23 protein-coding genes and 2 pseudogenes are annotated in these 24,020 nt (G+C 65.6%); 8 read left to right on the plus strand and 17 right to left on the minus strand.

Annotated elements, in window-relative coordinates; all coding sequences use genetic code 11:
* Both ACFY10_RS54640 and ACFY10_RS54645 read left to right on the plus strand, forming a co-directional pair.
* Window positions 1-80 (plus strand): annotated as a pseudogene (locus ACFY10_RS54640) (IS5/IS1182 family transposase); the annotation flags it as partial.
* A gap of 197 nt (window positions 81-277) precedes the next feature.
* On the plus strand, window positions 278-1,261 hold the full coding sequence (locus ACFY10_RS54645) for a phosphotransferase family protein (RefSeq protein WP_390672915.1): 984 nt from the start codon (window positions 278-280) through the stop codon (window positions 1,259-1,261).
* 131 nt (window positions 1,262-1,392) lie between these two features.
* Here the strand turns inward: ACFY10_RS54645 and ACFY10_RS54650 are convergent, their stop codons facing one another.
* Entirely contained in the window at window positions 1,393-1,857 is a 465-nt protein-coding gene (locus ACFY10_RS54650) for an NUDIX domain-containing protein (protein ID WP_390672916.1), read from the minus strand.
* Between the two features lie 889 nt (window positions 1,858-2,746).
* Between ACFY10_RS54650 and ACFY10_RS54655 the strand changes: the two genes are divergently transcribed.
* Window positions 2,747-4,051, plus strand: coding sequence for a hypothetical protein (locus ACFY10_RS54655; RefSeq protein ID WP_390672917.1), 1,305 nt, complete (start codon window positions 2,747-2,749; stop codon window positions 4,049-4,051).
* Between the two features lie 72 nt (window positions 4,052-4,123).
* Here the strand turns inward: ACFY10_RS54655 and ACFY10_RS54660 are convergent, their stop codons facing one another.
* From ACFY10_RS54660 to ACFY10_RS54690, 7 genes are all read right to left on the minus strand, one after another.
* Window positions 4,124-4,756 (minus strand): SMI1/KNR4 family protein, encoded by a 633-nt coding sequence (locus tag ACFY10_RS54660; RefSeq protein WP_390672918.1) that lies wholly within the window; start codon window positions 4,754-4,756, stop codon window positions 4,124-4,126.
* 555 nt (window positions 4,757-5,311) lie between these two features.
* The gene (locus tag ACFY10_RS54665) at window positions 5,312-5,740 is read right to left on the minus strand and encodes a hypothetical protein (protein WP_390672919.1); all 429 of its coding nucleotides are present in this window, start codon (window positions 5,738-5,740) and stop codon (window positions 5,312-5,314) included.
* Window positions 5,741-6,073: 333 nt separating this feature from the next.
* Window positions 6,074-6,394: a hypothetical protein gene (locus ACFY10_RS54670; RefSeq protein WP_390672920.1), complete on the minus strand. Its 321-nt coding sequence runs from the start codon at window positions 6,392-6,394 to the stop codon at window positions 6,074-6,076.
* Between the two features lie 63 nt (window positions 6,395-6,457).
* Window positions 6,458-6,631: a hypothetical protein gene (locus ACFY10_RS54675; protein WP_390672921.1), complete on the minus strand. Its 174-nt coding sequence runs from the start codon at window positions 6,629-6,631 to the stop codon at window positions 6,458-6,460.
* Between the two features lie 44 nt (window positions 6,632-6,675).
* Entirely contained in the window at window positions 6,676-7,725 is a 1,050-nt protein-coding gene (locus ACFY10_RS54680; RefSeq protein ID WP_390672922.1) for a major capsid protein, read from the minus strand.
* Complete coding sequence (locus ACFY10_RS54685; RefSeq protein ID WP_390672923.1) at window positions 7,722-8,150, minus strand: head decoration protein; 429 nt, start codon at window positions 8,148-8,150, stop codon at window positions 7,722-7,724. The genes ACFY10_RS54680 and ACFY10_RS54685 overlap by 4 nt, the downstream gene beginning before the upstream one ends.
* Before the next feature lie 118 nt (window positions 8,151-8,268).
* Window positions 8,269-8,940, minus strand: a complete 672-nt coding sequence (locus ACFY10_RS54690) for a hypothetical protein (RefSeq protein ID WP_390672924.1) — start codon at window positions 8,938-8,940, stop codon at window positions 8,269-8,271.
* A 201-nt stretch (window positions 8,941-9,141) separates the two neighbouring features.
* Between ACFY10_RS54690 and ACFY10_RS54695 the strand changes: the two genes are divergently transcribed.
* A complete protein-coding gene (locus ACFY10_RS54695) occupies window positions 9,142-9,660 on the plus strand; it encodes a hypothetical protein (RefSeq protein ID WP_390672925.1) in 519 nt (172 codons plus the stop codon).
* Here ACFY10_RS54695 and ACFY10_RS54700 read toward each other — a convergent pair.
* Complete coding sequence (locus tag ACFY10_RS54700; protein WP_390672926.1) at window positions 9,545-11,491, minus strand: hypothetical protein; 1,947 nt, start codon at window positions 11,489-11,491, stop codon at window positions 9,545-9,547. The two genes, ACFY10_RS54695 and ACFY10_RS54700, sit on opposite strands and share 116 nt — an antisense overlap.
* 58 nt (window positions 11,492-11,549) lie before the next feature.
* Here ACFY10_RS54700 and ACFY10_RS54705 point away from each other — a divergent pair, with 58 nt between their 5' ends.
* A complete protein-coding gene (locus ACFY10_RS54705; RefSeq protein WP_390672927.1) occupies window positions 11,550-12,389 on the plus strand; it encodes an abortive infection family protein in 840 nt (279 codons plus the stop codon).
* A 4-nt stretch (window positions 12,390-12,393) separates the two neighbouring features.
* On the opposite strand, the gene ACFY10_RS54710 is transcribed toward ACFY10_RS54705, so the two are convergent.
* The 3 genes from ACFY10_RS54710 to ACFY10_RS54720 form a co-directional block, all read right to left on the minus strand.
* Window positions 12,394-13,932, minus strand: a complete 1,539-nt coding sequence (locus ACFY10_RS54710) for a terminase large subunit domain-containing protein (RefSeq protein WP_390672928.1) — start codon at window positions 13,930-13,932, stop codon at window positions 12,394-12,396.
* Window positions 13,919-14,461 carry a hypothetical protein gene (locus ACFY10_RS54715; RefSeq protein WP_390672929.1) on the minus strand — a complete coding sequence of 181 codons (543 nt, stop codon included), beginning with the start codon at window positions 14,459-14,461 and terminating at the stop codon, window positions 13,919-13,921. The genes ACFY10_RS54710 and ACFY10_RS54715 overlap by 14 nt, the downstream gene beginning before the upstream one ends.
* Before the next feature lie 198 nt (window positions 14,462-14,659).
* Window positions 14,660-15,334 carry an isochorismatase family protein gene (locus tag ACFY10_RS54720; RefSeq protein ID WP_390672930.1) on the minus strand — a complete coding sequence of 225 codons (675 nt, stop codon included), beginning with the start codon at window positions 15,332-15,334 and terminating at the stop codon, window positions 14,660-14,662.
* A 228-nt stretch (window positions 15,335-15,562) separates the two neighbouring features.
* On the opposite strand from ACFY10_RS54720, the gene ACFY10_RS54725 reads away from it, so the two are divergent.
* Complete coding sequence (locus ACFY10_RS54725) at window positions 15,563-16,678, plus strand: endonuclease domain-containing protein (RefSeq protein ID WP_390672931.1); 1,116 nt, start codon at window positions 15,563-15,565, stop codon at window positions 16,676-16,678.
* 42 nt (window positions 16,679-16,720) lie between these two features.
* Here ACFY10_RS54725 and ACFY10_RS54730 read toward each other — a convergent pair whose 3' ends face one another.
* Genes ACFY10_RS54730 through ACFY10_RS54740 form a run of 3 tightly spaced genes read right to left on the minus strand, consistent with a single transcriptional unit; the run spans window position 16,721 to window position 19,354 of the window.
* The gene (locus ACFY10_RS54730) at window positions 16,721-17,248 is read right to left on the minus strand and encodes a hypothetical protein (RefSeq protein ID WP_390672932.1); all 528 of its coding nucleotides are present in this window, start codon (window positions 17,246-17,248) and stop codon (window positions 16,721-16,723) included.
* A gap of 4 nt (window positions 17,249-17,252) precedes the next feature.
* Window positions 17,253-18,692, minus strand: coding sequence for a ParB N-terminal domain-containing protein (locus ACFY10_RS54735; RefSeq protein WP_390672933.1), 1,440 nt, complete (start codon window positions 18,690-18,692; stop codon window positions 17,253-17,255).
* A complete protein-coding gene (locus ACFY10_RS54740) occupies window positions 18,689-19,354 on the minus strand; it encodes a ParB/RepB/Spo0J family partition protein (protein WP_390672934.1) in 666 nt (221 codons plus the stop codon). The genes ACFY10_RS54735 and ACFY10_RS54740 overlap by 4 nt, the downstream gene beginning before the upstream one ends.
* A gap of 234 nt (window positions 19,355-19,588) precedes the next feature.
* Between ACFY10_RS54740 and ACFY10_RS54745 the strand changes: the two genes are divergently transcribed.
* Window positions 19,589-20,320: a DUF2397 family protein gene (locus tag ACFY10_RS54745; RefSeq protein WP_390672935.1), complete on the plus strand. Its 732-nt coding sequence runs from the start codon at window positions 19,589-19,591 to the stop codon at window positions 20,318-20,320.
* A gap of 26 nt (window positions 20,321-20,346) precedes the next feature.
* Here ACFY10_RS54745 and ACFY10_RS54750 read toward each other — a convergent pair whose 3' ends face one another.
* Window positions 20,347-20,865 carry a GNAT family N-acetyltransferase gene (locus tag ACFY10_RS54750; RefSeq protein ID WP_390672936.1) on the minus strand — a complete coding sequence of 173 codons (519 nt, stop codon included), beginning with the start codon at window positions 20,863-20,865 and terminating at the stop codon, window positions 20,347-20,349.
* A pseudogene (locus tag ACFY10_RS54755) lies at window positions 20,862-22,118 on the minus strand (IS256 family transposase). The gene ACFY10_RS54750 and the pseudogene ACFY10_RS54755 overlap by 4 nt, the downstream one beginning before the upstream one ends.
* A gap of 219 nt (window positions 22,119-22,337) precedes the next feature.
* Between ACFY10_RS54755 and ACFY10_RS54760 the strand changes: the two are divergent.
* Window positions 22,338-23,954: a hypothetical protein gene (locus ACFY10_RS54760; protein WP_390672937.1), complete on the plus strand. Its 1,617-nt coding sequence runs from the start codon at window positions 22,338-22,340 to the stop codon at window positions 23,952-23,954.
* Window positions 23,955-24,020 lie beyond the last annotated feature (66 nt).

Here is a 24,020-nt window from a genome sequence, read left to right on the forward strand (position 1 = left end):
TCTTCCGCAGATCCCGATGCAGTCCAAACCGCATGACGTCAATCGCCAAAGCCGTCCTCACCCTGGAGCGGCAACGCTGAAGAAGCTCACTGATCGGCAAGGGCCGCCAAGATCCCCAAAGGACAAATCCGTCGGCCGTGGGTTCGAGTCCCACCCGCCCCACAGTGCAGGTCTGTGACCTGCGGAAACGTCTCTCTTGCGGTGTTGGGTCGTCAACTTTGACCCAACGGACTAGAAATCCGTCGCACAGGGGCAAGGGTTCCCCCACTCTTGCAGAATGCCGAACATCGTCACCCCGCGCCTGCAGTACAACTCCACAGCGGTACGTCCGCGCTGGAGCGATCTTCCCCAGGACGTCCGGCAGCTGATCTCACGGCACCTGGGCGGTGTGGTAGACGCAGAGCCAAGCGCGGGGAGCGGCTTCACCAGTGGCTTTGCCGCGGTGGCCCACGGGAGCAGTGGCACACAGTTCATCAAGGCGGTCAACAGCGGGGAGAACGCCGTGATCGCCAACTGCTACCGGAGGGAGGCATTGATCAACCGGGCGCTGCCCCCGGAGGTCCCGGCACCCCGCCTGCAGTGGATCGAGGAGCAGGACGAATGGGTTGTCCTCGGCTTCGACGCCGTCGACGGTGGCCGCATGCCCGCCGAACCCTGGCAGTCCAACGACCTGGACGCCACCCTGAACGCCTACGCCACCACGGCGGACGCGCTCGCCGTGGCCTCGCCGCAACTGCTGGAACTCGGTCTCAAGCCAGTCGACGCCGAGGGCGACTTCACCGAATGGCGTGACCTCCAAGCGGGCAGGACCAGGCCGGAGCTCCTGCCTGCATGGGTGCCGCTCGGGCTCACGCCACAACTGGCCGAGTTGGAGAAGCAATGGCGGAAGGCCACAGAGGGCACCGCCGTCTTGCACCACGACCTGCGCCAGGACAATGTACTCATCGACACCAGCAACGGCGCGTGGATCTGCGACTGGAACTGGCCGTGCCTCGGGGCCAGTTGGTTCGACCTCGTCCTCCTCTTGGCCACCGCATTCGCCGACGGTCACGACGCCACAACCCTGTTCGCGGCACATCCCACCGCCCTCGGGGTCGCCGACGAGCAGCTCGACGCCGCCCTCGCCGCGCTCTCTGGCTTTTTCCTGGTCTCCGGTGCACAGCCCCCGGCGGACTGGTCACCGCACCTTCGCCAGCATCAGACATGGTGCGGCGAAGTCACTCTGCGATGGCTGGCTGACCGGCGTAGCTGGACGTTGTGAGTGCGTCGCGGGAGACGAGTGATGCGGATGGCCAGCGCATGTCCACAGCGTCAGAACCGTCGTCGCGCTCGCGGGCCGTGAGCACCGAGTATGACCGTGCGGACTACTCGGGGGGCTTCAACCACGGGTGGTCAATCGACCGGAAGCGGCAGGTCGGTGGCTAACAGTCGCTCGTGCAGCTCGCCGAGAGCCGTGCGATTGCTGTCGAACCGGAGCATCTCGTGGGCCGCCTCGTAGCCCAGCCATTGGACGGCGGTGTGCTCGGGGGAGATTTTGATCTCCACGTTGGTCAGGTCGATGGCGAACGAGTGCTCTCGTACGACGTAGGTCCCGCGGGGCCAAGTGTCGCGTTCAGCGAAGAACCGTGCCGGGACGCTTGCTGTGGTCTGCAGCGGATACAGCGGTACGGGCCCGTCGAGGCCGAGTTCTTCACGAGCCTCGCGCGCTGCGGCTTCCTCCGGGCGCTCGCCGACTTCACCACCTCCGGCTACGGCTTGCCAGACGTTCATGTCCTTGCGTCGCAGAACGGCGAACTCGACCTGATCGCCGACTCGGCGGAACGGTACGACTTGGACTTGGAATGGCGCTCGGGGCATGCAGGAACTCCTTGGCCGGCGAGTCGACAGAGAGGGCTGGCTCGGGCGGAGCCCCCGACATCGGCTCCTGAATATCAACACGAGCTCTCTATCCATAGGTTGTGGATAGAGAGCTTTGGGGGCAACGTCTGCGTTCCCAGGGTGCCGGTCCTTGCCGGTTGCCTCCTGTGACCGTTGACCGCGAACACTGAAGTCCCTGCATCTTCCTGCCGCGGACCGCCTCTGGGCTCTCGACGCGTCCACCATTGCCTAAGAGATCACCCTGGCGACGTGCAATTCCCAGGAGGGACTGTTCCGTGCCAGTGGAGGTTGGGCGCGTGACAGCGAACCTTGATGGATGCGCGTTCGTGACAACGAAGATTGACCGGGCTGGCCAGGGGGCCACTTCGTAGCCGGTTGTCGCCCGGGGTGCCATCCGACTTGAGCGAGCTGAGCGAACACCGAGCGAGGTTCCCCGTCAGTGAACAGGGCGATTAGCCCACGCCACTTCAACTCGCCGCCGATGCACGTCCCGACTCTCGGTCCACTAGTGACAGTTGGTTGGCACACCGTGTGGCCGCCGGCAGTGCCACGATTTGCCTGCCCCCACGCGCGGAGCGCGCACGGCTGCTCACCCCGACTTCCCCGAGCGAGGTCGAGCAGCAGGGCAACCAGCCGGGCGACCAGGAACCCGATGGAGTATCTGCCTGGAGGGAAAATGCCCTGACTCGGCAAGTAGCGGCGTGATTGTGGGTGCCAGAGGAGCGCGAGTTGACGCAAGAGCGAGAAATCGCAGGGCGAACCCGACCGCCACCTGGCGATCATCGGCAGGAGAGTGCTACAACCTTGACATACTTCGTAACAAGTCTGGCCAGACCTTCACTCGCAACGTAGGCGAAGGAAGGGTGTCATGTTTCGAAGTTCTCCGTGCGTTCAGCAAAAACCCGGTGAACTGACGAAGTCCCAGCAGTCCGCCGTGAAGCAGCGGCTGCGCGCCTCGGACGGCGACCTGTTCGACTGGTGCGACAACCTGAACACGGGCAAGGACTACATCAAGCGGACCGAAGCCTGTCTGAAGCGAGCCACGCCGCTCCACGCCTACTTCTACAGCAAGCTCCCCAACGGGGAGATCATCCAGGTCGGCGACGCCATGTTCGCCTCCGAGATCCAGCTGAAGCTCGACCCGCAGTCGACCACGTTCCAGCAACGGTGGTGGATGGTGCCGGTGTACTTCAAGGACTTCGAAGGCAAGCAGTCGGAATGGGGGCCGCTGACCCTGAAGCCCGAGTTCACCTGCACCCCGCAATGCACGACCAGTGCACCCACGTGGTCCGCGCCCCCGACGTGGAGCACGACCGGTGTCGACATGCACAACACCTACGCCACGTTCACCCACACCGCCACCGGTCTGGACACCAGTGACGTCTACTCCGTCCAGTTGGTCTGGAAGTGGGACGCCACAACTCCGGGCGACATCACGGGCTGGGACGGCGACCTGGGGACGTCGGTACCAGATTTGAACATCCGCTGCGACAAGACCGTCGCGAACACCCAGCCGGGTTGCGTGGTCTCCGCGTACAAGCCGACGTGGGTGATGAATTTCAAGAAGTTCGCACCGGCCGTCGCTCACGCGTGGCTGGTCCAGTCGAAGCTGCCCAACCATCCGGGCAGTCAGGCGGCGAATAGGCCACTGCTGTTCCTTCCCGCTGACGGCGGTAGCAGTGGCCAGAAACCGACGAAGAACCGGGACGTCATATGCCCCAAAGTCAAGGTCGACGGCCAGAGCAAGGGCTGGGCCGTCGCCAAGGGAAACCCGGATACAACCCTGCTGCCGGACTTCGCAGCCAACGACACGCGATCGTGTGACGAGTTCGCCTACGCGTCCACCTACAACAGCGGGGGCATGCCGACCGCCAACGGCGGCCTGAATCCGGTCACCTCGGGTGACGCCTGCGTACAGACGTACGCGACGCGCGTGACGCAGGGCGAGTGGCACTTCTACGACGACACCCGCGAGGCGGCACCGACGTGGAAGGAGGTCTGCGGACGGTCTTCGATGTCCAACTGGATCAACACGCAGTCGATGCAGCCGTTCCCCTCGACGTTCAGCCAGCCGAACCGGCTCCTGGACAAAGACCCCTACTGGATGGCGTTCCCCGAGTTCGCTGGCTGTGACGCCAGCAAGGCGACGGTGACGTGCACTCCGAAGCCGTAAGGCACGTGTAGACGAAAGCGGCCGGCTCGGCAGAGACACCCCCTCCGCTGGGCCGGCCGCCGTCGTTTTCTCCTACAAATCCCTCAACAACTGCGCGTCATCCGGCAGGTCATCGGGATCGACCCAGATCAACCCGCCATCCGACAGGGCAGGATGCTTATCGGTGTCCTCGGTGCCGTCCGGATGGCGCAGGCACCGGCGCTCTTCGATCGCGGAAGCGATCTCGTCGAGCCAGTCGGTAAGTGGCCAGCCGTTCGTTCCGTAGGGGTAGGGCTCGTTGGCCGAGTCCGCCGACCACGCCCCGAGATTTCCGTACGACGGTTCACTCTCACGCGCCTCGACGTAGTAGCCCCACCAGCCATCACCGGTGCGGTAGCAGAAGGGGATCGCACCGGGGCCGTGATATCCGCCTTCGGTGCGCAACCGGTACTGCTCATGGACGATGTCGAGCGGCAGCCAGCCGTTCTGTTCCGGCAGGAAATCGTTGCCGGCACCGCCCTCCACGACGTCTTCAACGCCGTCGTGCAGCTGATACCAGGCACGCAGCGTCGGCGGGAACCGGTACCCGATGGCGTTCTCCACCGTCGCGATCTGCTTCTCCGTGGCCGGGGAACGCAGGCTGGCAGCGGATGCGGGAGCATGCTCACGCAACCACCCCTCGATACGTGCCCAGGCAGCGTGCAGGCGCTGTATGTCATCGGTCATGAGGGCCACCGTAGCGGGGGCACTGACGCCGATGTCTAGCGCGCCGTATGCGTTTCGTCCCCGTGCGGCTTTGGTGCGGGCCGAGAGCTTGGCGGCTCGCTCCCTCTCCACCATCGGGGTCATAACCCAGCATCGAGTCGGACAGATCTGCTCTTGTTCCCCAGCTCGATGCTGATCGACGAAAGTGGCGGACGACGATAGGTGCCCCGGAAAGTCCTGGCAGTCGTCAGTGCATAACACTCGATGATCTCGCCTGACTGTCGGAGCACTTCGAGGATGAGGAATGGTGAGGTCTTGCTAACGCTCGCCTACGGTGAAAGCGAATTCCGTGATTCTATTTGGGTGCGGCTCTCCTGGAGGGACGGAGATCGCCGCCTCCCGCGATGACCTCGGCCGCGCCTGCCACGCCCCGGTGATGCGACGACCAACGCACGATCTACACCTATCGGCGGAGGTGAGGGGGGTTCGTTCATTGATGCGCGAGCGCCGTTGAGGGACTCCTTAGCGCCCTGCGAATCCATAGCCGGCCTTCACCTGTCGCGCAACGCTCACCTGTCAGAAGTACTTGCGCAGTATCTTCTCCGCGTGCTTGCGGCAGTACCCCTGGCCACTGTGATTTTTGTGCGCATAGTGATCCCTGATTGTCCCGTACTGACACAGAATCATGTCTTCGGGAATCTTGTCCCAGAGGACCCTTGCAGGTTCTTCAGCGTCCGGAACCCAGCGACCATCCTCGTACGATCCGCGATCAGTCTCAATCTCAGGCTGTGCCGTGGCTGGCATTCCACATGAGCTGCACTTGTACTTAGCCTGCCATCGCGCCACATCAGCCCTATGGGCACGCATTATCTCAGAATTCTCCTTGGCCCGCTGGGCGGCGCGTGCGCGCGCCTCTTGTTCCTCAGCTTGCTCTCTACGCTGCTGGTTTTCCTCGGACCGCTTGGTTACCTTCTCATTGAAGTCTTGCCAGAAGTCATCGCTCATCGTTCTGCCCGGTTCGGTCGGAATTTTCTACCCCATACTCCTCTGGCTGACTGATAGTTCGCTAGCCCTCGCACAGGTGCCAGAGAGAAATGCGCTGGGCTCAGGCTAGTTCGGGTACGACTTTCTTGAGGGACCACGGTCCGTAACCGTCAAGTAGCCGTCTCACCTGCATGGTTCCGGCCGCCGGCGCCGCTGTGGTCAGCAAAATCGGTCCTTGTATAGGCAGCGTGGCGGGCGCGGCCGAGGTCATCGCGGGAGGCGGCGATCTCCGTCCCTCCAGGAGAGCCGCACCCATTCTATTTCGCCTTTGCTCGATCAAGCTGTCCGACGGCTCTACCGGCGGGGTCGAGAGCTCAACTGCACGGTCGTGAGCATGTTTTGGTCCGGCAGGGACGGGTCGTCGGGAGGAGTTGCGGCGCTGAGTTGGGCGGCTTGTCTCTCGAGCGCGGCGACGTTGGCCGAGTTGTCGATTGTCGCGACGCCGTTGACGGTGACCTTCAGTGGTTCAGCGACGAGAGCGGCGATGCGCTCGTGCAGTACTTCGAGAGCGACTGCTCGGGCCGAGTGAAGACGTTCGTACCGTTGAGCGAGGTCAGTGGGGTTGGTGTCGGGGCCGAGCTGGGCTTGGAGCCAGCGCAGTACATCGCTGGTCACGAGGCCTCCTGGGCAGTAGAAGATCGGTGGGGAGGAGCATTGCTCCTCCCCACCGAGCTTTGGTTAGCCCTGGGCGGGCTTCCATTTCCGGGCAGTCTTGGGGGCGGCCGTCTCCGTGGTGGGCACCTGATTGCCCTTCCAGCAGCGGGGGTTGGTGATCTGCTCGGCGATAGCAGGATCCGTGATCGGGTCGCCGGCGAGCAGCACCAGTGGGATGTGCTCGAGAGGATCGAGCACGTGCACTGCCGTAGTCAGCACTCCCAGAGAGTGGGCGGCGGAGCTCACAGGACGGTCGCCGTGATGTGGCAGTCCGGCGCGTACAGGACGGGCATCGCTGCCGCGGCGCCCTTGGTCCAGATCTGCACCGGGTCGTCCTCGACGTCACGGGTGATGATGATGCCCGGGGCGTCCTCGCGCTCGATCTGCGGATTCGTGCCGCGCGAGAGGGCCAGGGACTCGGTGGTGGTGCCGTACTGGGTCTGGCCCCACTTCGCCCGGTCAGGCGGCAGCATGATCCACCGGTCGTCCGGTAGGACGCGCTTCGATACGTCGTCCTGCCACACCTGAGCCTTGTAGAACGTGATCGGCGGCAGGCCGTAGGTGCCGCGCACGGAGTTGATCTGTTCCGGGTTGAGTGTCGCGGTCGGCGTCTGACTGCCGGCTGGGGTGCCGTAGTAGGCCGCCCGGTAGGACTGGTTGCTGGCCAGGTGCGACCACGCCTTACGAGAGGTGAGCACCATCTCCGGCGCGGGTGCGCCGATCGAGTCGAGGTAGTCGATCCACCGCAGCTCATCCGCGATCGGATCCGCGTCCGGGGCGCTCCACGGCTTCGGGGCGGTCGGCATGTTGGCCTGTGGTACGCCGTAGTCGACCTCGACGGTCAGCCCGTTCTCGCCGGCCAGGCTGAACTTGCCGTCCAGCAGCACTTCGCCGGCGGCGAGCTCCAGGCGGGAGCGGATCGCCTCGACATGCCGTTCCACATCGTCGTACAGCAGCTCCACCAGGCGGTCATCGTCTGCGCCGCGGGAAGCGTCGAGGAGCAGCTGCTCCATCTCGCCGATCAGGAGTTTCTGGCCTAGTGCCGGGAGGGTGCCTTCGGTCTGTGTGGACTCGGCCTGCCGCTTCGCGAACGGCACGGACGCGTCATAGGCGCGGTAGGAGGCGGTGTTGACGCGACGCTTGGACTGTCGCACCCGCCACTTGACGTCCTTCACCTGCGATTCGCCAAAGACGGTCTGGGTGAGGAGGTAGTCCGCAGGGGTCGGGATGGACCGGGCGTAGACCGTCAGGTCGGCGACGGAGACGCCCTTGAGGAGGTCGGCGACGCTCATGCGCTCACCGCCCCGAGGAAGCGGATCTGCGCCCCCGACGGGTTAAAGGCGATCTTCGCGGGATCGATGCTGCCGGGGATCTTGGAGGTCTTCACCGTGCCGTGCCAGAACAGCGCCGCGGGGACCTTGGTGGTGCCGGGCGTGAACGCCGCTTCGGCGTAGACGAGACCGGCGAGGACCTCTCGGCCGTCCTTGGCCGCCGGGTCGTACGGACCGTAGAGACCGGAGGCGGTGATGCGGCCGATCGGGACGCCGGAGCGTACATAGCCGTGCGGCTGGCCCGCTGACGGCTCGACGTAGTGAGTGGCCTTGGCGAACTTCGACAGATCGAGGGTGACGGTTTCCGTGGAGTCGGTGCCGTGTCGGGAGGCGAGCCAGTCCCGGTCAGCGGTCACCGTGACGGAGGTGGTGTACGGCTGGATCAACGCCGCTTCTCCTGGTGGTACTGGTGCGGTCGCGCACTCACCGGTTGTGGCGCGGTCCACGAGGAAGAAGGCAGGGGGCGTGGTCCCCAAGAAGACCCGAACCAGGGCCAGTCGGTTGTTACTCGGAGGCAGAGAGGATGCCGCGACGGCGGGCCATCTCCAGACCGGCCGAACCGGGCTTGTGGTCGACACCGCCGGGGCGCGGCGGCGGGACCGAGGCAGGCGCGCCGCCAGGAGCTGCAGGCAGCTGCTGGGCGCCTGTCGGGACGCTGGCGAACAGCTCGGGGCGGCGAGTCTTCAACTCCTGTACCGCCTCGCTGAGGGCGTCGCCGTCCGCGTCGTCCGGGACGCGCAGAAGCGCCACGGCGTCGTCCAGGTCGGCACCAGTCGCCCCAACGCCGGCGAGGGCAACTCGTCGGGCAGCGTCACGCTCACGGACAAGGGCCGCAGCTTCGCGAGCGACAGCAGCCTTCTCTCGTTCGATCACCGCCTGCTCGCGGCGCTCCGCCTCGGACAACTGCTCCTGCTCGGCCTGCCGGACACCGGCGAGGTACTCCTCAAGCGCGCTGGTATTGGAGAAGCCGAGCTTTTCGATCAGGCCGCGCACCGCAGCCCGGCCGCCCTGATCCTTCTCCCGGGCCATCAGCGTATTGAGCTGCTTCTGGCTGATGCTGACGGTGACCTCGTCGTTCGACGGATCGTCGGAGGAGGCGCCGAGAACCGGAAAGATCGGGCTACCGTCCTGGCGGTAGCCGAGCACGGTACGCGGAGCGGGCAGGCTGCGGGTCATCAAGTGGTGCTACTCCCACGACGGCCCCGCGCCGTGACCGAGTCTACGGATGCCAAGAACACATCCGCTGCACGGCACTGGCCACTCGGATCTCGTAGGCCAACCACGCGGGCACACTGCTGCGTTGGCTGTCGGCCTGCGCAAATCTGAGATGATCAACTCATGTCTAATGTTCCAGGATCTAACCTGACATCTCCCGCTGTGTCCCTGGCGAAGGGCCCCGAGCCGCTCAAGAAGCGCCGTGCGGCGATATGGGGTGTCACGGCCGCAGTGGTCGTCGCTGCGGGAGTCTCCCTGTGGGCATGGGAGCCGTGGGTGGACCGCAGCCCCTTCACCGCCTTGGTTGCTGGTGCGTCACCTGTGACGGACCCCGGGTCCACGGGTGAGAGCGGCGAATGCACTCCCAATCTTGCGGGGGAAGCCGTGGTCGTCTACGACGCCTCCGGCAAGGGCAAGTTGGCCTCCGGCGTCGAGTCCAGCACCGGCGAGGTACTGCCCAGCTCGTACGGCGACTTCGCGGGCTGGTGCTTCTACGTGACGCGCATCGAGGGCCTGCCCGGCGGTGAAGGCACCTACAAGGTCCAGGTCGGCGGAGGGAACCTCGTCACCGTCGAAGAAGGGCATCTTCGTCAGCCCGTTGATCAGCAGCGGGAAGGGATGAGGAAGATGAAGCTGCCGCCTGATGACGCACCGGCACCGGGGCTTCCTGCCGAGCAGTGATCCGGCTGACTTCCTCCCGCGCATCCTCGATCGGGTATCCGGCGTCCTGCAGCATGCGGATCCCGGTCTCCAATGAGAGCACTCCGGCGGACACGCCCTTGACGACCTCATCGAGGATCGCTGTTCGGTCGGTCGGGGTGTGTGGGCCGAACACGATGCGTGCGGCCAGCGGTTGGCCCGTGGGCCAGCCTTCGGCTCGGCCGGCCTGGTGGATGCGCTGCACCATCTTCAGCAGCAGCGCGTACTTGTGGGCGCGGGCCAGACGCATGGAGTCCACCAGGGAATCCAACGGCCCGAGTGAAAGCTGGAGCGCGTAGCCGCTCGGCACGTCGGAGGGGTCGACGGTGCCCAGACTCACGGCGGGCAGGCGGGCGTTGACGGCGGCCCGGTCGCGGATTTCCTCGACCCTGGCCCGTAGCTCCGAGAGTTGTCCTGAGGTATCGAGGACGTCCATCCGTCCGCCGTCGGCGAGTTGGAAGATCGTGCCGGGCTCGACTGTCAGGGGCTTGGGGCGGCCGGTGACGCGGTCGACTTCGGCACGTGCCCCGGCAAGGCCGATGATGGGCGCACCTGTAGTCGCGGAGGCGCGGGCGGAGTCGGTGTCGGTCTCGGCCAGCTCGTCCAGGGCCTGCATGACCTTTGCCAGGGTGGACTGTCCGAAGTGCTCACCGTCGGCGACGGTGTTGCTGATGTGGACGATCGGGATGAAGTCGAGCTGCAGATCGAGGCGATGCAGGACTTCGCCGTCAGGGCGAGTCCGGAAGTGCGCCTTGTCCAGTGGCAGATCGTCAAGGCTCTGCCCGTGGCGCAGGTCGTCGAGGAACCATTCGGCGTCGGTGAGATAGCAGGTGACGTTCGACGGCCGGTCGGGCGCCCACGGGTAGGTGCGCTCGATGTGGTCCGACTCCGGCACGTACCGGTCGCCGACATCGAGCATGTGGCCGCCGGTGTCGCCCACGATCGGATGCCGCCTCGCCTGTCCGTTCCCGTCGGTGCTGCTGCGGGTAGCTGGGGCTACGGGTCCCAGTTCGTATGTGATCCTGCGGACCCTCGGCTTCAGCGCGCGCTTGGGGTCCTCGGGTATCTCCCAGCCCAGATGGATACGGCGGGGATAGTCTCCTGGGTCGGCATCGTCCTCGAGGACGGGAAAGTAGAACCCCGGGTCGTAGGTCTTGAGCCGAACACGGCGTTTCTCAGGGTCCCAGGCCAGCAGGTACAGCCCGTCGCCGAGCAGCACGGCCTTCCGCTCGGCGGCCTGCATCCGCAACGGCAGCAGCTCAGCCTCCGCCCACTCCCGCAGTCGCTGCTGTACCTCGGCAGCAGCCGCTGATTCGGGGGTCGCGTCGTCGTCGCCAGCGTGCTCGGCCCCCGGCACGACGATCTGCTGCGACTTCCCCAGCAGATGGGCGAGGGCAGTGTCTACGAAGGTTGCCGGGTCCCCGTACTCCCTGCGCTCGGCTGCGGTCTCGTTGCCTGCCAGGGTGGCGAGTTCGCCCGCCTGGTTGGAGTCGTAGGCCGCCAGGAGCTTGTAAGCCGCCAGGCGGCGCACCGCGTCATCGGGGAGCCAGGTTGCCTGCAGCGCGGGTGAAAGGGTCCGGTGCGGGCGCCCATCGTGAGTGCCGGCCATTACCGGCTTGTAGTTGAGCCACGACCAGGCGTCGGTCAGGAAAGTGCGCAGGCCCACGGGACAGGTCCGTAACGTCGGCCCCGCGCCATCTACAGCGTAGGTGAGCCAGATGCTGGGAGGCTGGCCCGGCAAGATCGCTCTGCCTCGTCTTGCGCTCCCCGACTGTGACCGCCCCGAAGGTGTGGGAGGACGCTGGATAAGCACGGGTGTGCGCAGCCCGCTCGCCGATACGGTGAGTCATGGGATCGGCTGGGGAGAGACAATGCAGCGGGATGTGAAGCCGGAGAAGGTCGTGCTCGCGGTAGCGAAGGCCATTCAGGCCAAGTTCGACCGCGGGGATTGGCTAACCCTCGGCTATGAGACGGGGTACGCCGACCGAATCCGGGAGCACGACAGACTCCTCCGCAGTCTGGATTGGAACGACGACGACTACTCCGGTCACGTGCTGGACATGGTCGAAGCAATCCTCCGGCCGTCCGGCCAGCACATCGGGGCCGGTCCTCGCCGGATCTCGACCAGGTCCATCCATGAAGCGCACTTCGCTGTCGCCGAACGAATGCTCGGGCTCCCGGACTGGCTGGTCCAGCACGAGCCCGCTCTCTTCAGCGACATCTACGGCAGTCAAGTGGCCGACGTCGGTGTGGACGAGCTGCAGGCGGCAGCCAAGCAACTGGGCCTTGTAGACGTTGACGAACACGCCGCCCGCATCCGGCGTGGCATTCGAGAGGACCCAGCCCAAGCGATCGGATCAGCCAAGGAATTGCTGGAGACCGTCCTGAAGGCAGTGCTGGGCCTTCACGGCAATGGACCGGAGACGAAGAGGGGCATCCCCCAACTGTTGAAGGAGGCCAACCTTGTTCTGGGCCTCGACCCGGCGGGGGTGCGGGGAAGCGAACCGGGAGCCGCACAGCGCCGCAAGACGCTTGGTGCTCTCACGAATCTTGTGATCAGCATCGCAGAGCTGCGGAACGCCGGGTTCGGAACCGGTCACGGCCTGAGCCAGCGCCCCACGCTGGATGTTGCGACAGCGCGACTGGCGGTGTCCGCAGCCGTCACTGCCGCGACCTTCTACATCGAAGCTCACGCTGCGAAGCGGGAGTAGCCGATCACCGCCGCCCCGACAGACGGCTGTCCTGGTAAGTAGACGTGCTCGTCCCGCACTGCTGCGGATCGGCGAGCTGCGTTAGCGCATGCACCGCTGCGTCCATCCGGTCCGGGCTGTCCATGCCAGCGACCCAGGTCACCATCTGCTGTTCCAATGCGGGCCATTCTCCGATGTGGTGGACGCGGCCCTGCTCGTACAGCTGGGCAATCGGCTCAGCGCGAAGCCGTTTGCCGTGCTTGGCCGTCACGGGCAGCACGGCAGGCATCAACATGCTCTCGGTGCGCTGCTCGCGCTGGAGCTCCTGCCAAGCCTGGCGGAGGATCTGGCGGCTCATGTCGCCGCCGTAGTTTGCCTCCACCACGATGGCGTCCGCGCGCAGTTCGATCGCCAGCAGGCAGGCCTCTCGTCCCCACGCGTCGGCGCCGCGATTGCCCGAGCGGTCGTCAAGAACGTAGAGATGCCCGTGGCGGTCGCGTGCCGCTGCGACGATGCCGGTCTCGTCGCCGACAGCGGACTCTCCGCCCGCCGGGTCGACAGCGACGACGATCCGTGCGAGGTCGATGCCGCGGAACTGGGCGGCGTTGATGCGGTTGTTGGTGATCCATGGCCACTGCCATACGCCGCCGTCCTGCGGGCGGGGCTGCTGCATGTAGAGGCTCCACCAGACGCGTTCGCCCACGGAGCGGCGGATCTCGGCGAGCGCATCGGTGTCGTACCGCTCTGGCCACAACGCGGTGCCGACGGGACGGCCCAGCGCATCATCCTGGGACAGTGCGAGGGCGGGGAGGTCGATGACCGTCCAGCGGTCGCCTTCGTCTGCCAGGACTCGGCCCGCGAGGTCGTCCTCGTCCCAGCGGGTCTGGATGAGGATGACCGAGCCACCGGGCTCGATGCGGGTCAGCAGTACGGCCTGCCACCACTCCCACAGCCGCTTGCGCATCGTTGGTGAGGAGGCTTCGGCGGCGTCCTTGATCGGGTCGTCCACCACGGCCAGGTGGGCGCCCTTGCCGGTGAGGCCACCGCCGACACCGGCCATGACGGCGCCGCCCTCGGTGCCGGCCAGGTCGAAACGGTTTGCCGCGCTGGAGCCGGGCCGCAGGCTGACGCCGAGCTGCGGGCCGTAGGTGAGGATCGCGTCGCGGATCCAACGGCCGTGATCGTCGGCGAGGTCGGAGGAGTACGAGGCGATCATCACCCGGTGCTCCGGGCGCCGCCTCAAGTACCAGAGCGGCGCCCAGCGGGCAGCGCGGCGACTCTTGCCATGCCGAGGCGGCATGGTTAGTAGCAGCCGGGTCGGCTTCCCGGCCGCGACCTGTTCGAAGGCAGCGTCGATCAGCCCCAGATGCGGGGCCTGCATTTCCCGGCCGTCGGTGAGCACGGAGGCCATCGCGCCGGGGGAGCGGTCCATCGCCAGCTCGCGCTCGATCCGCACGAGCCGGGCGCGCAGTTCGGGGGTGGAGGCTGCGGCTATCTCACGGCGGCGCTGTGCGGGGAGCACCCGGTAGACCTGGAGTACCGCAGCCTCGTCAGGCCTCGCCACCCTCGCCACCGGCGAGGTTGATCAGCCTCTCCAGTTCGTCCAGGCCCGCGGTCTCGACCTGAACTGCTCCACCGTCCGGCCCCGACAGCTCTGTACGCACGGGGCGGTCCAGGCCCAGGAGGCGGCTGCTGCGCTCGATGATCCGAACCGCCCGGTCGACGGCCTGATAGTCGCCGTTACGGATTGCGGCCCGGTAGACGCCAAAGAACAGTCGCTCGAGTCGCTCCACCATGAGCTGACGCAGCTCATCGGAATTGGCATCCAAGGCAGTGGTGCGCTCGACGAGGGCCTTGGAGACGTCCTTGCAGGCCAGCTCGATCAGCCGCTTGTCAGTGGGAGGCTCCAGCCTGCGTTTGTACTTGTCGATGCCGTAGCCCTGCGGGTAGGCGACACCGTCAGAGTTGATCGCTGGGTCAGCGGCCAGCTTGCGGCCGATGGTCAACCAGTCGACGCCAGCGAGCTTCAGGTCGATCGCATCAGCACGGCGCTGGGTAATGGCAGCCCGGGTGGCCCGGTTGGGGCGGCCCATGAAACAACTCCCAGGGCCCCGCGCCTACTGTCCATGATCCCTGACTCAGCCGCGAACCGCGGCGACCTGCGCGTTCACGAAATTACGATCCGGGACAGCGGCCACCCGTAGCGACAGGGGCGGCGGTGGCGCTCCAAAGCGCACTACCCGGCCGCACGCCGCCCGAGCCGGGGACGACAGCAGACCTTCCAGGGGCTTTCACCCCTTGATCAAGTCGAGCACATCCAGGGTCGGACGCACGTCGCCGAACGTTCTGTAGACGGTGTGGAGCGTGGCGTTGTGATCCTGATCGCGACCTGCCGCGTTCGCGTCGGCCACCATGATGACCCGGAAGCCGAGGGTGCTGGCATCACGGGCCGACGACTCGCAGCACACGTTGGTGACAGTGCCGGTGATCAGGACCGTATCCACGTCGCGCTGCTCCAACAGCTCAGGAAGGCGGCAGCGGCCAGGGAAGAACGCGCTGGGCGCGGACTTCTCCACCAACAAGTCGTCGCGGTGGACCAGGAAGTCTTGCCAGAGACGGTCGGCAAGAGGCCCGGTGCCACCACAGGTGCGGAAGAGTTCGGCGATCTGCGGGCCGAAGAACTCGTCACCCACCGCCGTACGCTCAACCACCGCCGGCAGGACCCAGGCGACCGTGCCGCCAGCCGCTCGAAGGCTGTCCGCGAGGCGGCTGATGTTCGGCACGATGCCTCGGCAGTACGGGTTCTGCGAGACGAAGAAGGGCACCATGTCGATAACCACCAAGGCGGTGCGGATTGGGTCAAGGTGCGTGAACGCGAATCGGCGGCCCCGACGTTCCTCCTGCCGGGCGTATTCCCGGTCTTCGATCCACCATTCATGATGCTTCACGCCGATCTCCGCCACCATGAGTCCCCCGATCCTCAGCACCAACACGATGACGTGAGCTGGCCAACCTACCGGCTGTACAGGGGTGATGCGGCGGGCACGACGGAGAACCCGCTCCCGCCGGACGCGTCACCAGGTGAGGCCGAGCTTCGCCCTATGCGCCCCACGCTACTGATGCCCTGCACCAGCAGCTCGGCGGGCACCTCGACAGTGACGCCATATGTCAGTGGCCCCTGCTAAATCTCTGTCATGGCGGGGCAGTCCGACGATCCCGCGAGAGACATCAACTCATGGGCAAGCAACCAGGCTTCGGAGGCGCCGAGTGGTGTTGCGATACAGCGAGATGTCGTCGTCAGCAAAGGCGTCCTATTCGCCAGCCATCCCCAGTGTGCGATCTGCGGGCATATCGCCCGCTCCATCGACCGTGATCACGAAACGGACCTTGTGCGCGGCGCGCTGTGCCAACAGTGCAACGGACGTCTCGGCTCCCTGGAGGCAGCTCTGCGTATGCTCCGGCGCGTCTTCCAGAGCCTGGCCGGGGACCTGCACCGTGCGTACGCTCAGAGCGGTACCGTCGATCTGAGTCGGTTTGCCAGCGATTTCCCGTATCTCGGGATGACGGAGGGCGAATACCTCCGTCGGCTAGCCATTCTCCAAGCCCAGCTGACTCAGCGATACGTCTACTGGACTGAGATTAGTCTCAAGCCTCTCAGTCGTGACACCGAGTGGATCAAGACAGGGCCGCTCATCGACGATGAGGAAGTCGAGAGGGTTCTGGAACGTCTCCAGAACCCTGCCAAAACGCCGCCGCATCTGACTATTTTCGCCACTCTAGAGCCCGATGACGGCGTCAACTCCCCAGGCCCGCGAGCCTTGACGTTTGCCCACCGCACCCCCGGCGCGCTGGAGTATCTGCTGGAGCTTCGCCGAGCCGACGACTCGCCTGGAACGCCGCTCCCTGGCTACGAGGAGAAGTGCCGAGCCTTCGTGCGCGATGTTGTGCCGATTCTGCTGAGCCGGCCCCTCAAGCTGTCTGAACTGCGAGCGACGGGCTGGGTTACCGATGAACCTGCCGATGAGGATGCGCTCCGCGAACTGATCGGTGAGAGGTACTCACCTCGTTGGGTCGATCTGGCTGTCCGGATCGCCCTCAAGGATCTCGGCGATAACCTCCCCGACCGGCGCTGGGCCTCCTTCACCAAGGCCCGGTGGCATTGGCAGAAGTTGTGCGCGCACTGGCACAGCCAGCACCCCGAAAGTCAGGGATGTGCGAGGGTTCCACAACAGCCCGCATCCCTCACAGACCGCCGGCCCTGCCCCCACTTGCCCTGTCGGAGACGGAGGCCTGCACGGTGGACTCGGTAGGCGGTCCACGAGGGTCGGCCATCGAGTCCACCGATCGGCCGGTCAGGCGAGCGTCAGTTGCTCCGGGCCGTTCTCGTCTGCATCACCTCCGGGCAGTGGTGGCGCGTCTGGTACGTCGCGGTTGAGGCGCAGCCACCAGGCGAACTGCCAGTTCCTGCAGGTCCGGTACAGCCGGGAGTTCCTCTTGGCTGCGTCGAGGGGAACGGAGTGCTCGCCCCAACCGAGGATGGGGCGAGCATTGGCCAGCCGGACGCCGAGGCCAGGAACGAGGGCGTTCCCCTCCCAGGTCTCGCCGGGCGCGTGCTCGAACGCCAAATGCGCATTGCGGGACCAGTCCCAGGGGATCGGTAGCGCACACAGGTACCAGGCGACTGGCGGATTCGCCGCAGGTAGGTGAAGTGTCTGCCGGCGTTGATGAGTGTTGATGTGCGGTCGGTCGGATTCTCCGAACGTCTTCAGGCAGTGCTGTGTCAGGTCGAGTTCACGGATGCCGGCCAGCCACATGATGCGGTAGCTGGCCCTTGCTTCGATGTCTATGCGGACTCTGTCTGAGTCCGCCTTCAAATGCATTCCTCTACCCCTCCAACTTGGAATTCCTATCCTCGATCAATTCTATCAAAATATCCAGAATTCCGCCGTGTTTGTTGTGTCGAAATTCGTTGGGGTAGGGCATATTGAATTCCTCCGAAAATGCCTGTCGGTATTCCTCGATCGGCAGGGCTCGTGGGCGCTTGCAGACGGCCTTGACCGTGGCCCTGGTGGTGTCACTGATCTGCACGTCCTCGAAGTACCGAGACAGCAGACCAAGGAGAGATTCGGGCGTGTGGTAGCGAATCCGCTGCCACTTGCCGCGCACGAACCGCATGTCGACGTTCTCGCTGTCGAGGAATGACAGGCGGGTGGAGTCGCGGCTGATGGAGTGCTCGGAGTTCTCGTACGCCAGCTCCCGCTCCAAGTTGCGTGTGCCGATGCAGACTTGCCCGTCCGCCGCGCAGAGCGCGTTGACGGTGGTGAGCACCCAGTGCTGGTAGTCGAGGGATGTGGTGGCGTTGATGACGGAGTCGAGGACCACCACCTCGTAGAGGCCGTTCTCCCTCAACTCGCGTTCGATCGTGCGGATCTGGCCGGCGATCGTGCGGATGTCGACGGCGTACTTGCCCTTCAGGGTGCGATAGGGCTCGTAGTCGTGGATCTTGTAGCCCTTGCCGCGGAGATGCCGGGCGTAGTCGCCGTGCCCGGCGCCGAAGTCCACCACCCGGTGGGAGGTGGTCAGCCACGGCAGGACGAGGCGCTCCCACACTTCGGACTTGTAGCGGACCTTGTCAGCCTTGGCCTTCGAGGAGTGCTCTCGCAGCCGGTTGGGTTGCACGATGTGCTGGTTCCACACCGGTGCCTGGTCTTCGAGGCCGGTCCAGTCGTAGACGCCGTACTCGCCGGTGAGGTCCTCAACGAGCTGTCCGGCATCGAGGGAGGCGCAGGTCCAGGCGAGGATGTCGAAGCGTTGAGCCTTCGCGACTGCCGCGTACTCGGCGTTCAGTACGATGCGGCCCTGGTCGTCGATGACCACCGAGCCCCAGGGGCCGTGGGCGGCGGTCATGAAGCCGATCGCCTGCTGGAACGGCAGGTTTTTCGACTCCTCAACTTCGATGGTCTGCCATGGAATCCAGCACCACTGGCCGATTGGCCCAGGCTCCGCGTAGACCACGGACGACTCGGTCTCGACCCGGTTGTGGAGGAGGTTGAACTTGATCTCGTCCTGAAGTCGCACCTTCTGCGGCAGGATCATCGCCGGCGTCGTCGTCACGCCGATCGCCTTCAAGCACTTGGTCCTCTGGTGACCGGCGACGAGCGTTCCGTCAGCATTCAGGATGACCGGCTTCACTACACCGTGGCGGCGTAGCGAGCCCTGCAGCCGGACGAACGAGTCCTCGGACAGACGACGCGGGTTGTAGTCCGCGGGCCGCAACTTGGACAGCGGATAAGAGGGGTCGAACCGCACATCGAGCGGGTTCACGCGGCCGCTCCCTCTTCGGCGCGATGCTCCTCGTTGAGGACGTGCCAGCCGAACCCGAGGTCGGAGTCGTGATCGCCGACGAACTGCTTGTACAGCGCGTCGAGTAGTTCAACCTCGGCCTGCGTGATGCGGACGCGGGTGGAAGACCACTGCATGTACCCCCACTGCAGGTAGTCCACCGTCGCCGCAGCTCCGGTGTCCGCGCCATCGGTGGGCAGCTCGATGGGGGCCGGGAGCGCGGTCTCGTCCAGGAGGTGGTCGAGCTGGTCCTGGTCGTAGCCGGTGCCCTGGAGATCGGGGAGCTCGGTGAGGATGTCCGCCAGGAGCACCGAGTCGTACCCGGCGAGATCGTTGGTGCGGTTGTCCACGATGACGATCTTCGCCGCTGCATCTTCGTCCACATCGAGCCAGGTGACAGCGATCTTGTCCCAGCCGAGCTGCTTGGCTGCCTTGAACGTGTGGTTGCCGGCGAGGATCTCTCCCGGCCGCCCGGTCAGGGTGCCGCGGTTGACGACAATCGGCCGGTACTGGCCGTTGATGGACAACGACTCGGTGATCGAGTCCAGGTCCCCGGTACGCGGGTTCCGGTGGTACGGGACCAGCTCATCGACCGGGACGGCCAGGTCCGCGAGTGAGGCCGGTATGCGAAAAGCGGTGGGCATGTTGCTCCAGCCCCACGCCCATCCTCGAGCCTAGGCGAGCCAAGCAAGGGGCTACGCCAGTCGGCTGGACAGTCCCGTGGTTGTCAAATCACCCGCGTCACGTCTCGCAACAGTGTTCTCTGGGAACGTTTCTTGATCGGCAGTAAGGGGCAACGGCCGATGGATTGTCAGTGCCCGAAGCTACGGTCCTTGGGTAGCGCAATGAGGTGCTGCGGGGGGAGGAAACACCGGTGGATGAGCGAGCGGCAAACAGCGGAAATCCGAACGTTCGCACGAATGCGTTGCCGCGGAAGCGCGGTGGGCATGCTCGATCAGCAACGGAGGTTGATGCGTGGGCCCTTGCGGGGCGATCCCTCACGGGAGTCGCTCGGGTGGATCTGCCGCGGCTGCTGCGTGAGCATGTGGCTGAGCGGTATGGATATGGGGTTGCGGGAGGATCTGCTTCGAGAGGACGCCCTTGAACTCGACCAGAAGATGGTGCAGTTGTTCAAGTGGGGGACTGTCGAGAGCTGGCAAGACCGTGCCGAGCTTGAGACGGACTTCCTCCCGAACCGTGAGCGGTACCAACTCACTCAGCCAGCCGCAGAGTTGCATCGCTTTGTCGTAGCTCAAGAGCAGGCGCAGCGAGACACGTCGACATCAGCTCTCCTTGGGCCCGCGTTGATCGCCAAGCATGTTGAGGAGTTCTGCAGTGCGGCACTCGCGCGAGATCACGAGACGGCGGACACAGCCTGGGCGCAGGTTCAGCTGACTCTGAGCGACATGCAGCGGGCTGCTCATCGCTGGCAGTCGGCGATGGCTCACGGCTTGAGCGGAGCCCCCACCGCAGACAAGATCGAATCCCTCACCACCCTGCTGCGCAACTACGTCGACGTGTGGGGAGCGAGTGTCGACCTACACACGCCAGCTATCGGGGCTCTCGCACTGCGGGTAGCAGAGCTCGACGCCGATACCTGGCGGGAGTAATAGTCAAGACCTGTGGATCGTTGAAGTTATCCCCTGATGTTCCGGTGCCATCGGATCTCGCCTTCGTGCCATTCGTTGGTGGGTGTGAGCCCAGCGGCAGTGGCGACGGCAGCGGATGCCCGATGTTCGGGGTGGACGTGGGCGATGACGGTGTGCACCGGCTGCCGGCTGAGCCAGTCGGCGAGCCCTCGGGCTGCTTCGCTGGCGATGCCTCTTCCCTGCCACGGGGTCCCCACCACCCAGGCGATCTCGGCGGTGAGTCCGTGGCAGGAGGGGCTGACCGTCGCCTGGACGGTGCCCGTCAGGCAGGCCTCGCCACGGAGCCGGATCACCCAGTTCAGCCAGGACACGGCCGGATCGGGAGAGCCTGCGGTCATGCGCTGGTAGCGCGAGCGCAGGGCTTGCGGGGTGTCCGGAGTGCCGCCGATGAAGGTGTGCAGGGCCGGATCGGACAGCACTGCGGCCATCTCCTCGGTGTGCTCGACGTGCAGCGGCAGCAGGTCCAGCCTTCTGGTGCTGATGGCCTGGGCCTTGAGGGTGCTCACGCCGCGGCCGCCTCGGGGCGTTCGACGAGCTGGCCGCGTTCGAAGCGGGCTCCGGCGCGGACGAGGGCGACGAGGTGGGGCGCGTTCACGGCCCGCCATCGTTGCTGGGCGGACTCGACGAGCTTGAAGACCATGGCCAGGGCGGCGGTGCGGGAGCCGGCGCCGCGGGTGACCTTGGTCCGCAGCCGGACGGTGGAGAAGGTCGACTCGATGGGATTCGTGGTCCGCAGGTGGATCCAGTGCTCGGCCGGGAAGTCGTAGAACGCCAGCAACTGGTCCTGGTCGTCGGTGATCTTCTTGACCGCCTTGGGGAACTTCGCGCCATAGAGCTGGGCGAATGTCTTGACCGCCGCCTCGGCGTGGTCGCGGTCCTCGGCGTTGTAGATGTCCTGGATGGCCTTCTTCGCGCCGGATTGCGCGGATTTCGGCATGGCGTCCAGGACATTTGCGGTTTTGTGAACCCAACACCGTTGTTCGCGGGTGGCGGGGAATACCTCGGCCAGAGCCTTCCAGAAGCCCAGGGCGCCGTCCCCGACCGCGAGCACCGGGGCTCGCATGCCCCTGCGGGCGCAGTCACGCATCAGGTCAGCCCACGACTCGGCGGACTCGCGGTAGCCGTCCTTGAGCGCGACCAGCTCCTTGGAGCCGTCGGCCCGGACCCCGATGAGCACCAGGACGCACGCCTTGGCCTCCTCCAGGCGGACGTTGAGGTGGATGCCGTCGGCCCACACGTACACGTAGTCCACCTCGGACAAATCCCGGTCCATCAAAGCGGCGTGGTTGGCCTGCCACTGCTGGGTCAGCCGGGTGACCGTCGCCGCCGAGAGCCCGGCGGAGGAGCCGAGGAACTGCTCCAGAGCGGGTACGAAGTCGCCAGAGGACAGGCCATGCAGGTAGAGCGGGGCAGCACCTCGCTGATCTTCGGGGACTTGCGGCACCACGGCGGCAGGATCGCTGAAGAGAACCGCTTACGCTCACCGGTCTGTTCGTCGACGCGCTTGTCGTTCACCCGCGGCGCCTTCACCTCGACCACGCCGGCCGCGGTGGTGACCTGCCGGGGCTGGTGATAGCCGTTGCGGACCACCAGACGTCGCCCCTTGTCGTCGCGCTGATCGGCCAACTCAGCTATGTACGCGTTGACTTCGGCCTCCAGCGGCGACGGCCAGCATCCGCCGAGCGCCTTCCCGAACAACCTCATCCAGCAGCGAACTGCCGCTTGGCGTGGCGCCGTTCTCGTTGACTACCGTAAGCACGGGCGTGCCTTCCCGACCGACGCGGCAACGGCGGCCTTGCTCGATGACCTATCGATCGATCCATCGGGAAGGTACGCCTCCTTCCGTCAGGAGTGATCCACAGGTACTGAGCATTGCTCGCGTTCTTCCGACTAAGGATTGGTAACAGGCCGGAGTCCCACCCTTGGGCCGCCTAAGGTACGGATCGATCACGCATGAACACTGGGCACCCGGAGAGCCATGGAATCCGTCTTCGAACACGCTGACCGGCTCTTCACGCTGCTCAGCACTCTTGTGAGTCGCCCCAAGAAGGGCGAGTTACCGGGCCAGCCGCAGGGCCGTAACGGCCTGCCGATCCTGATATTGATCAGGGAAGGCATGGAAGAGCGATACGCCCTGACTGAACAGATTCGCACGGTTCTTCGAAATGCCGAGCCACGACGTGTACCCCACGGGGTCGTCAACGTGGAGGAGCTGTCGAGTCGCCTAGAGCGGGAACGCCCTGATCTGTCCCAGCAGTGGCGGCAGGTCGAACTATGCCGACAGACGCTGGTGGAGCTGGCCCAGGATTTTTCGTCCAACTACGGTGGGCGCCGACAGCGCGTCCGATTTCGACGGTTCGGTCTGGTCAACTGGCTATTGCGGTTTGGCGCATCCGACCGGTGGCTAGAAACACACGATCGCCATTTCGTGCGCCGTCGGCTTCGTGATCGGGAGCTCCAGCTCAGGTCGGCGCGCCCGCATGACCCGGCCAGCGAATTGGTGCTGCGCGAAACGCTCCCGTGGTGGGCAACCCTCCTGGCGCTGCATGTGCTGCCCCTAGTGTGGCTCCGTGCTTGGCGGATGCTGGGGCGTGAGTATCGGTGGCTGCTGCGCCAGCCGTACATGGCACCCGCCCTATCCCGAACCGTGGAGGGGTTCGCGCTCCGCCTCGCCTTTCCCCTCTTTGGGCGCGAGGATCCCGTTCAGGTCACCAAACTGATGGTCAACGCGTTCCTGGAGGACCTACGGGACGCCTACCGCCGCACACCCTGGAGACGGCCTGCCTCCCGGCGCAGGGCCTACTGCGTGGCGCTCCTCAGAGAGGGCAGCGAGGCGGACGGCGTCGCCGACTTGGTGCGGGTGTTCGCCGAAGTCCGCAACGAGATGGGCGCTTTCGACCCGCTGCTGTTGATAGCGGTTGGCGCCGAGGACCTTACGAGTCCAGCCCCGGCCCGTCACCTTGAGGACCCCGTGTACGACATCTGGCGTGCGCGGTTCAGGGAGGCCGGCGGAAGCCGCGATACCGAGTTCTGGTACCTGCCGCTGAAGATTCCACCACCGCTACCGTACGAACACCCCGATTGGAGAAGGTACGAAGATCGCGCAGGGGCGGCGGCTCGAATCGTGCTCCCCGGAGGTGGGAAAAGGCGTCGTTCGATGCTGCGACGACGGCGCCGCGACCCACTGCTCGTCGCGTGGAAGGTATGGCTCGTCGCCGCCGAATTCCTCGGCCCCGTCGTCCGCCTGGGGATGTTCCTTCTGCCTGTCGCCCTCGTCCTGCTTCTGCCCCCCGCACACGGGTGGTGGTGGCCGGCGCTGCTGGCCGTGGTGTGGGCCGTCGCCACGGGCTGGGGCATCATCACCGCCCGACGTCCCCGGCACAGGGAGGCGGGCAGCCAGGACGACTCATTCACGCCGACCAGTGACTCCCCGCCTGATGAGAGCTCACTTCGGCGAAGGAGCGCGGCGTTCTGGGAAGGCGCCACCTCCGTTCTCACCTTCACGTCCCCGCGGGCAGCGCACTGTGCTCCGGTGTCGTCATCGGAGCACGGTGCGAAGGAAGAACTGAGAGCGGACAGCGCAAGATCCTTGTAGGCGGACGCCTCGGGTCCCGCTCCGCGGACAGCTGATCTCCCTGTTCACAGGGCTGTTCGCGTGAAT

It is taken from the genome of Streptomyces sp. NPDC001401, from assembly GCF_042895385.1.
Taxonomy (GTDB): domain Bacteria; phylum Actinomycetota; class Actinomycetes; order Streptomycetales; family Streptomycetaceae; genus Streptomyces.

What these genes read in the sequence shown, in the direction of transcription:
- ACFY10_RS54705 (WP_390672927.1), top strand. Translation starts at nt 11,550, where the DNA reads ATGCAGCGGGATGTGAAGCCGGAGAAGGTCGTGCTCGCGGTAGCGAAG.
- ACFY10_RS54660 (WP_390672918.1), bottom strand. Translation starts at nt 4,756, where the DNA reads ATGACCGATGACATACAGCGCCTGCACGCTGCCTGGGCACGTATCGAG.
- ACFY10_RS54745 (WP_390672935.1), top strand. Translation starts at nt 19,589, where the DNA reads ATGAGCGAGCGGCAAACAGCGGAAATCCGAACGTTCGCACGAATGCGT.
- ACFY10_RS54680 (WP_390672922.1), bottom strand. Translation starts at nt 7,725, where the DNA reads ATGAGCGTCGCCGACCTCCTCAAGGGCGTCTCCGTCGCCGACCTGACG.
- ACFY10_RS54725 (WP_390672931.1), top strand. Translation starts at nt 15,563, where the DNA reads ATGGCGGGGCAGTCCGACGATCCCGCGAGAGACATCAACTCATGGGCA.
- ACFY10_RS54730 (WP_390672932.1), bottom strand. Translation starts at nt 17,248, where the DNA reads ATGCATTTGAAGGCGGACTCAGACAGAGTCCGCATAGACATCGAAGCA.
- ACFY10_RS54645 (WP_390672915.1), top strand. Translation starts at nt 278, where the DNA reads ATGCCGAACATCGTCACCCCGCGCCTGCAGTACAACTCCACAGCGGTA.
- ACFY10_RS54760 (WP_390672937.1), top strand. Translation starts at nt 22,338, where the DNA reads ATGGAATCCGTCTTCGAACACGCTGACCGGCTCTTCACGCTGCTCAGC.
- ACFY10_RS54650 (WP_390672916.1), bottom strand. Translation starts at nt 1,857, where the DNA reads ATGCCCCGAGCGCCATTCCAAGTCCAAGTCGTACCGTTCCGCCGAGTC.
- ACFY10_RS54740 (WP_390672934.1), bottom strand. Translation starts at nt 19,354, where the DNA reads ATGCCCACCGCTTTTCGCATACCGGCCTCACTCGCGGACCTGGCCGTC.
- ACFY10_RS54715 (WP_390672929.1), bottom strand. Translation starts at nt 14,461, where the DNA reads ATGGGCCGCCCCAACCGGGCCACCCGGGCTGCCATTACCCAGCGCCGT.
- ACFY10_RS54720 (WP_390672930.1), bottom strand. Translation starts at nt 15,334, where the DNA reads ATGGTGGCGGAGATCGGCGTGAAGCATCATGAATGGTGGATCGAAGAC.
- ACFY10_RS54665 (WP_390672919.1), bottom strand. Translation starts at nt 5,740, where the DNA reads ATGAGCGATGACTTCTGGCAAGACTTCAATGAGAAGGTAACCAAGCGG.
- ACFY10_RS54690 (WP_390672924.1), bottom strand. Translation starts at nt 8,940, where the DNA reads ATGACCCGCAGCCTGCCCGCTCCGCGTACCGTGCTCGGCTACCGCCAG.
- ACFY10_RS54655 (WP_390672917.1), top strand. Translation starts at nt 2,747, where the DNA reads ATGTTTCGAAGTTCTCCGTGCGTTCAGCAAAAACCCGGTGAACTGACG.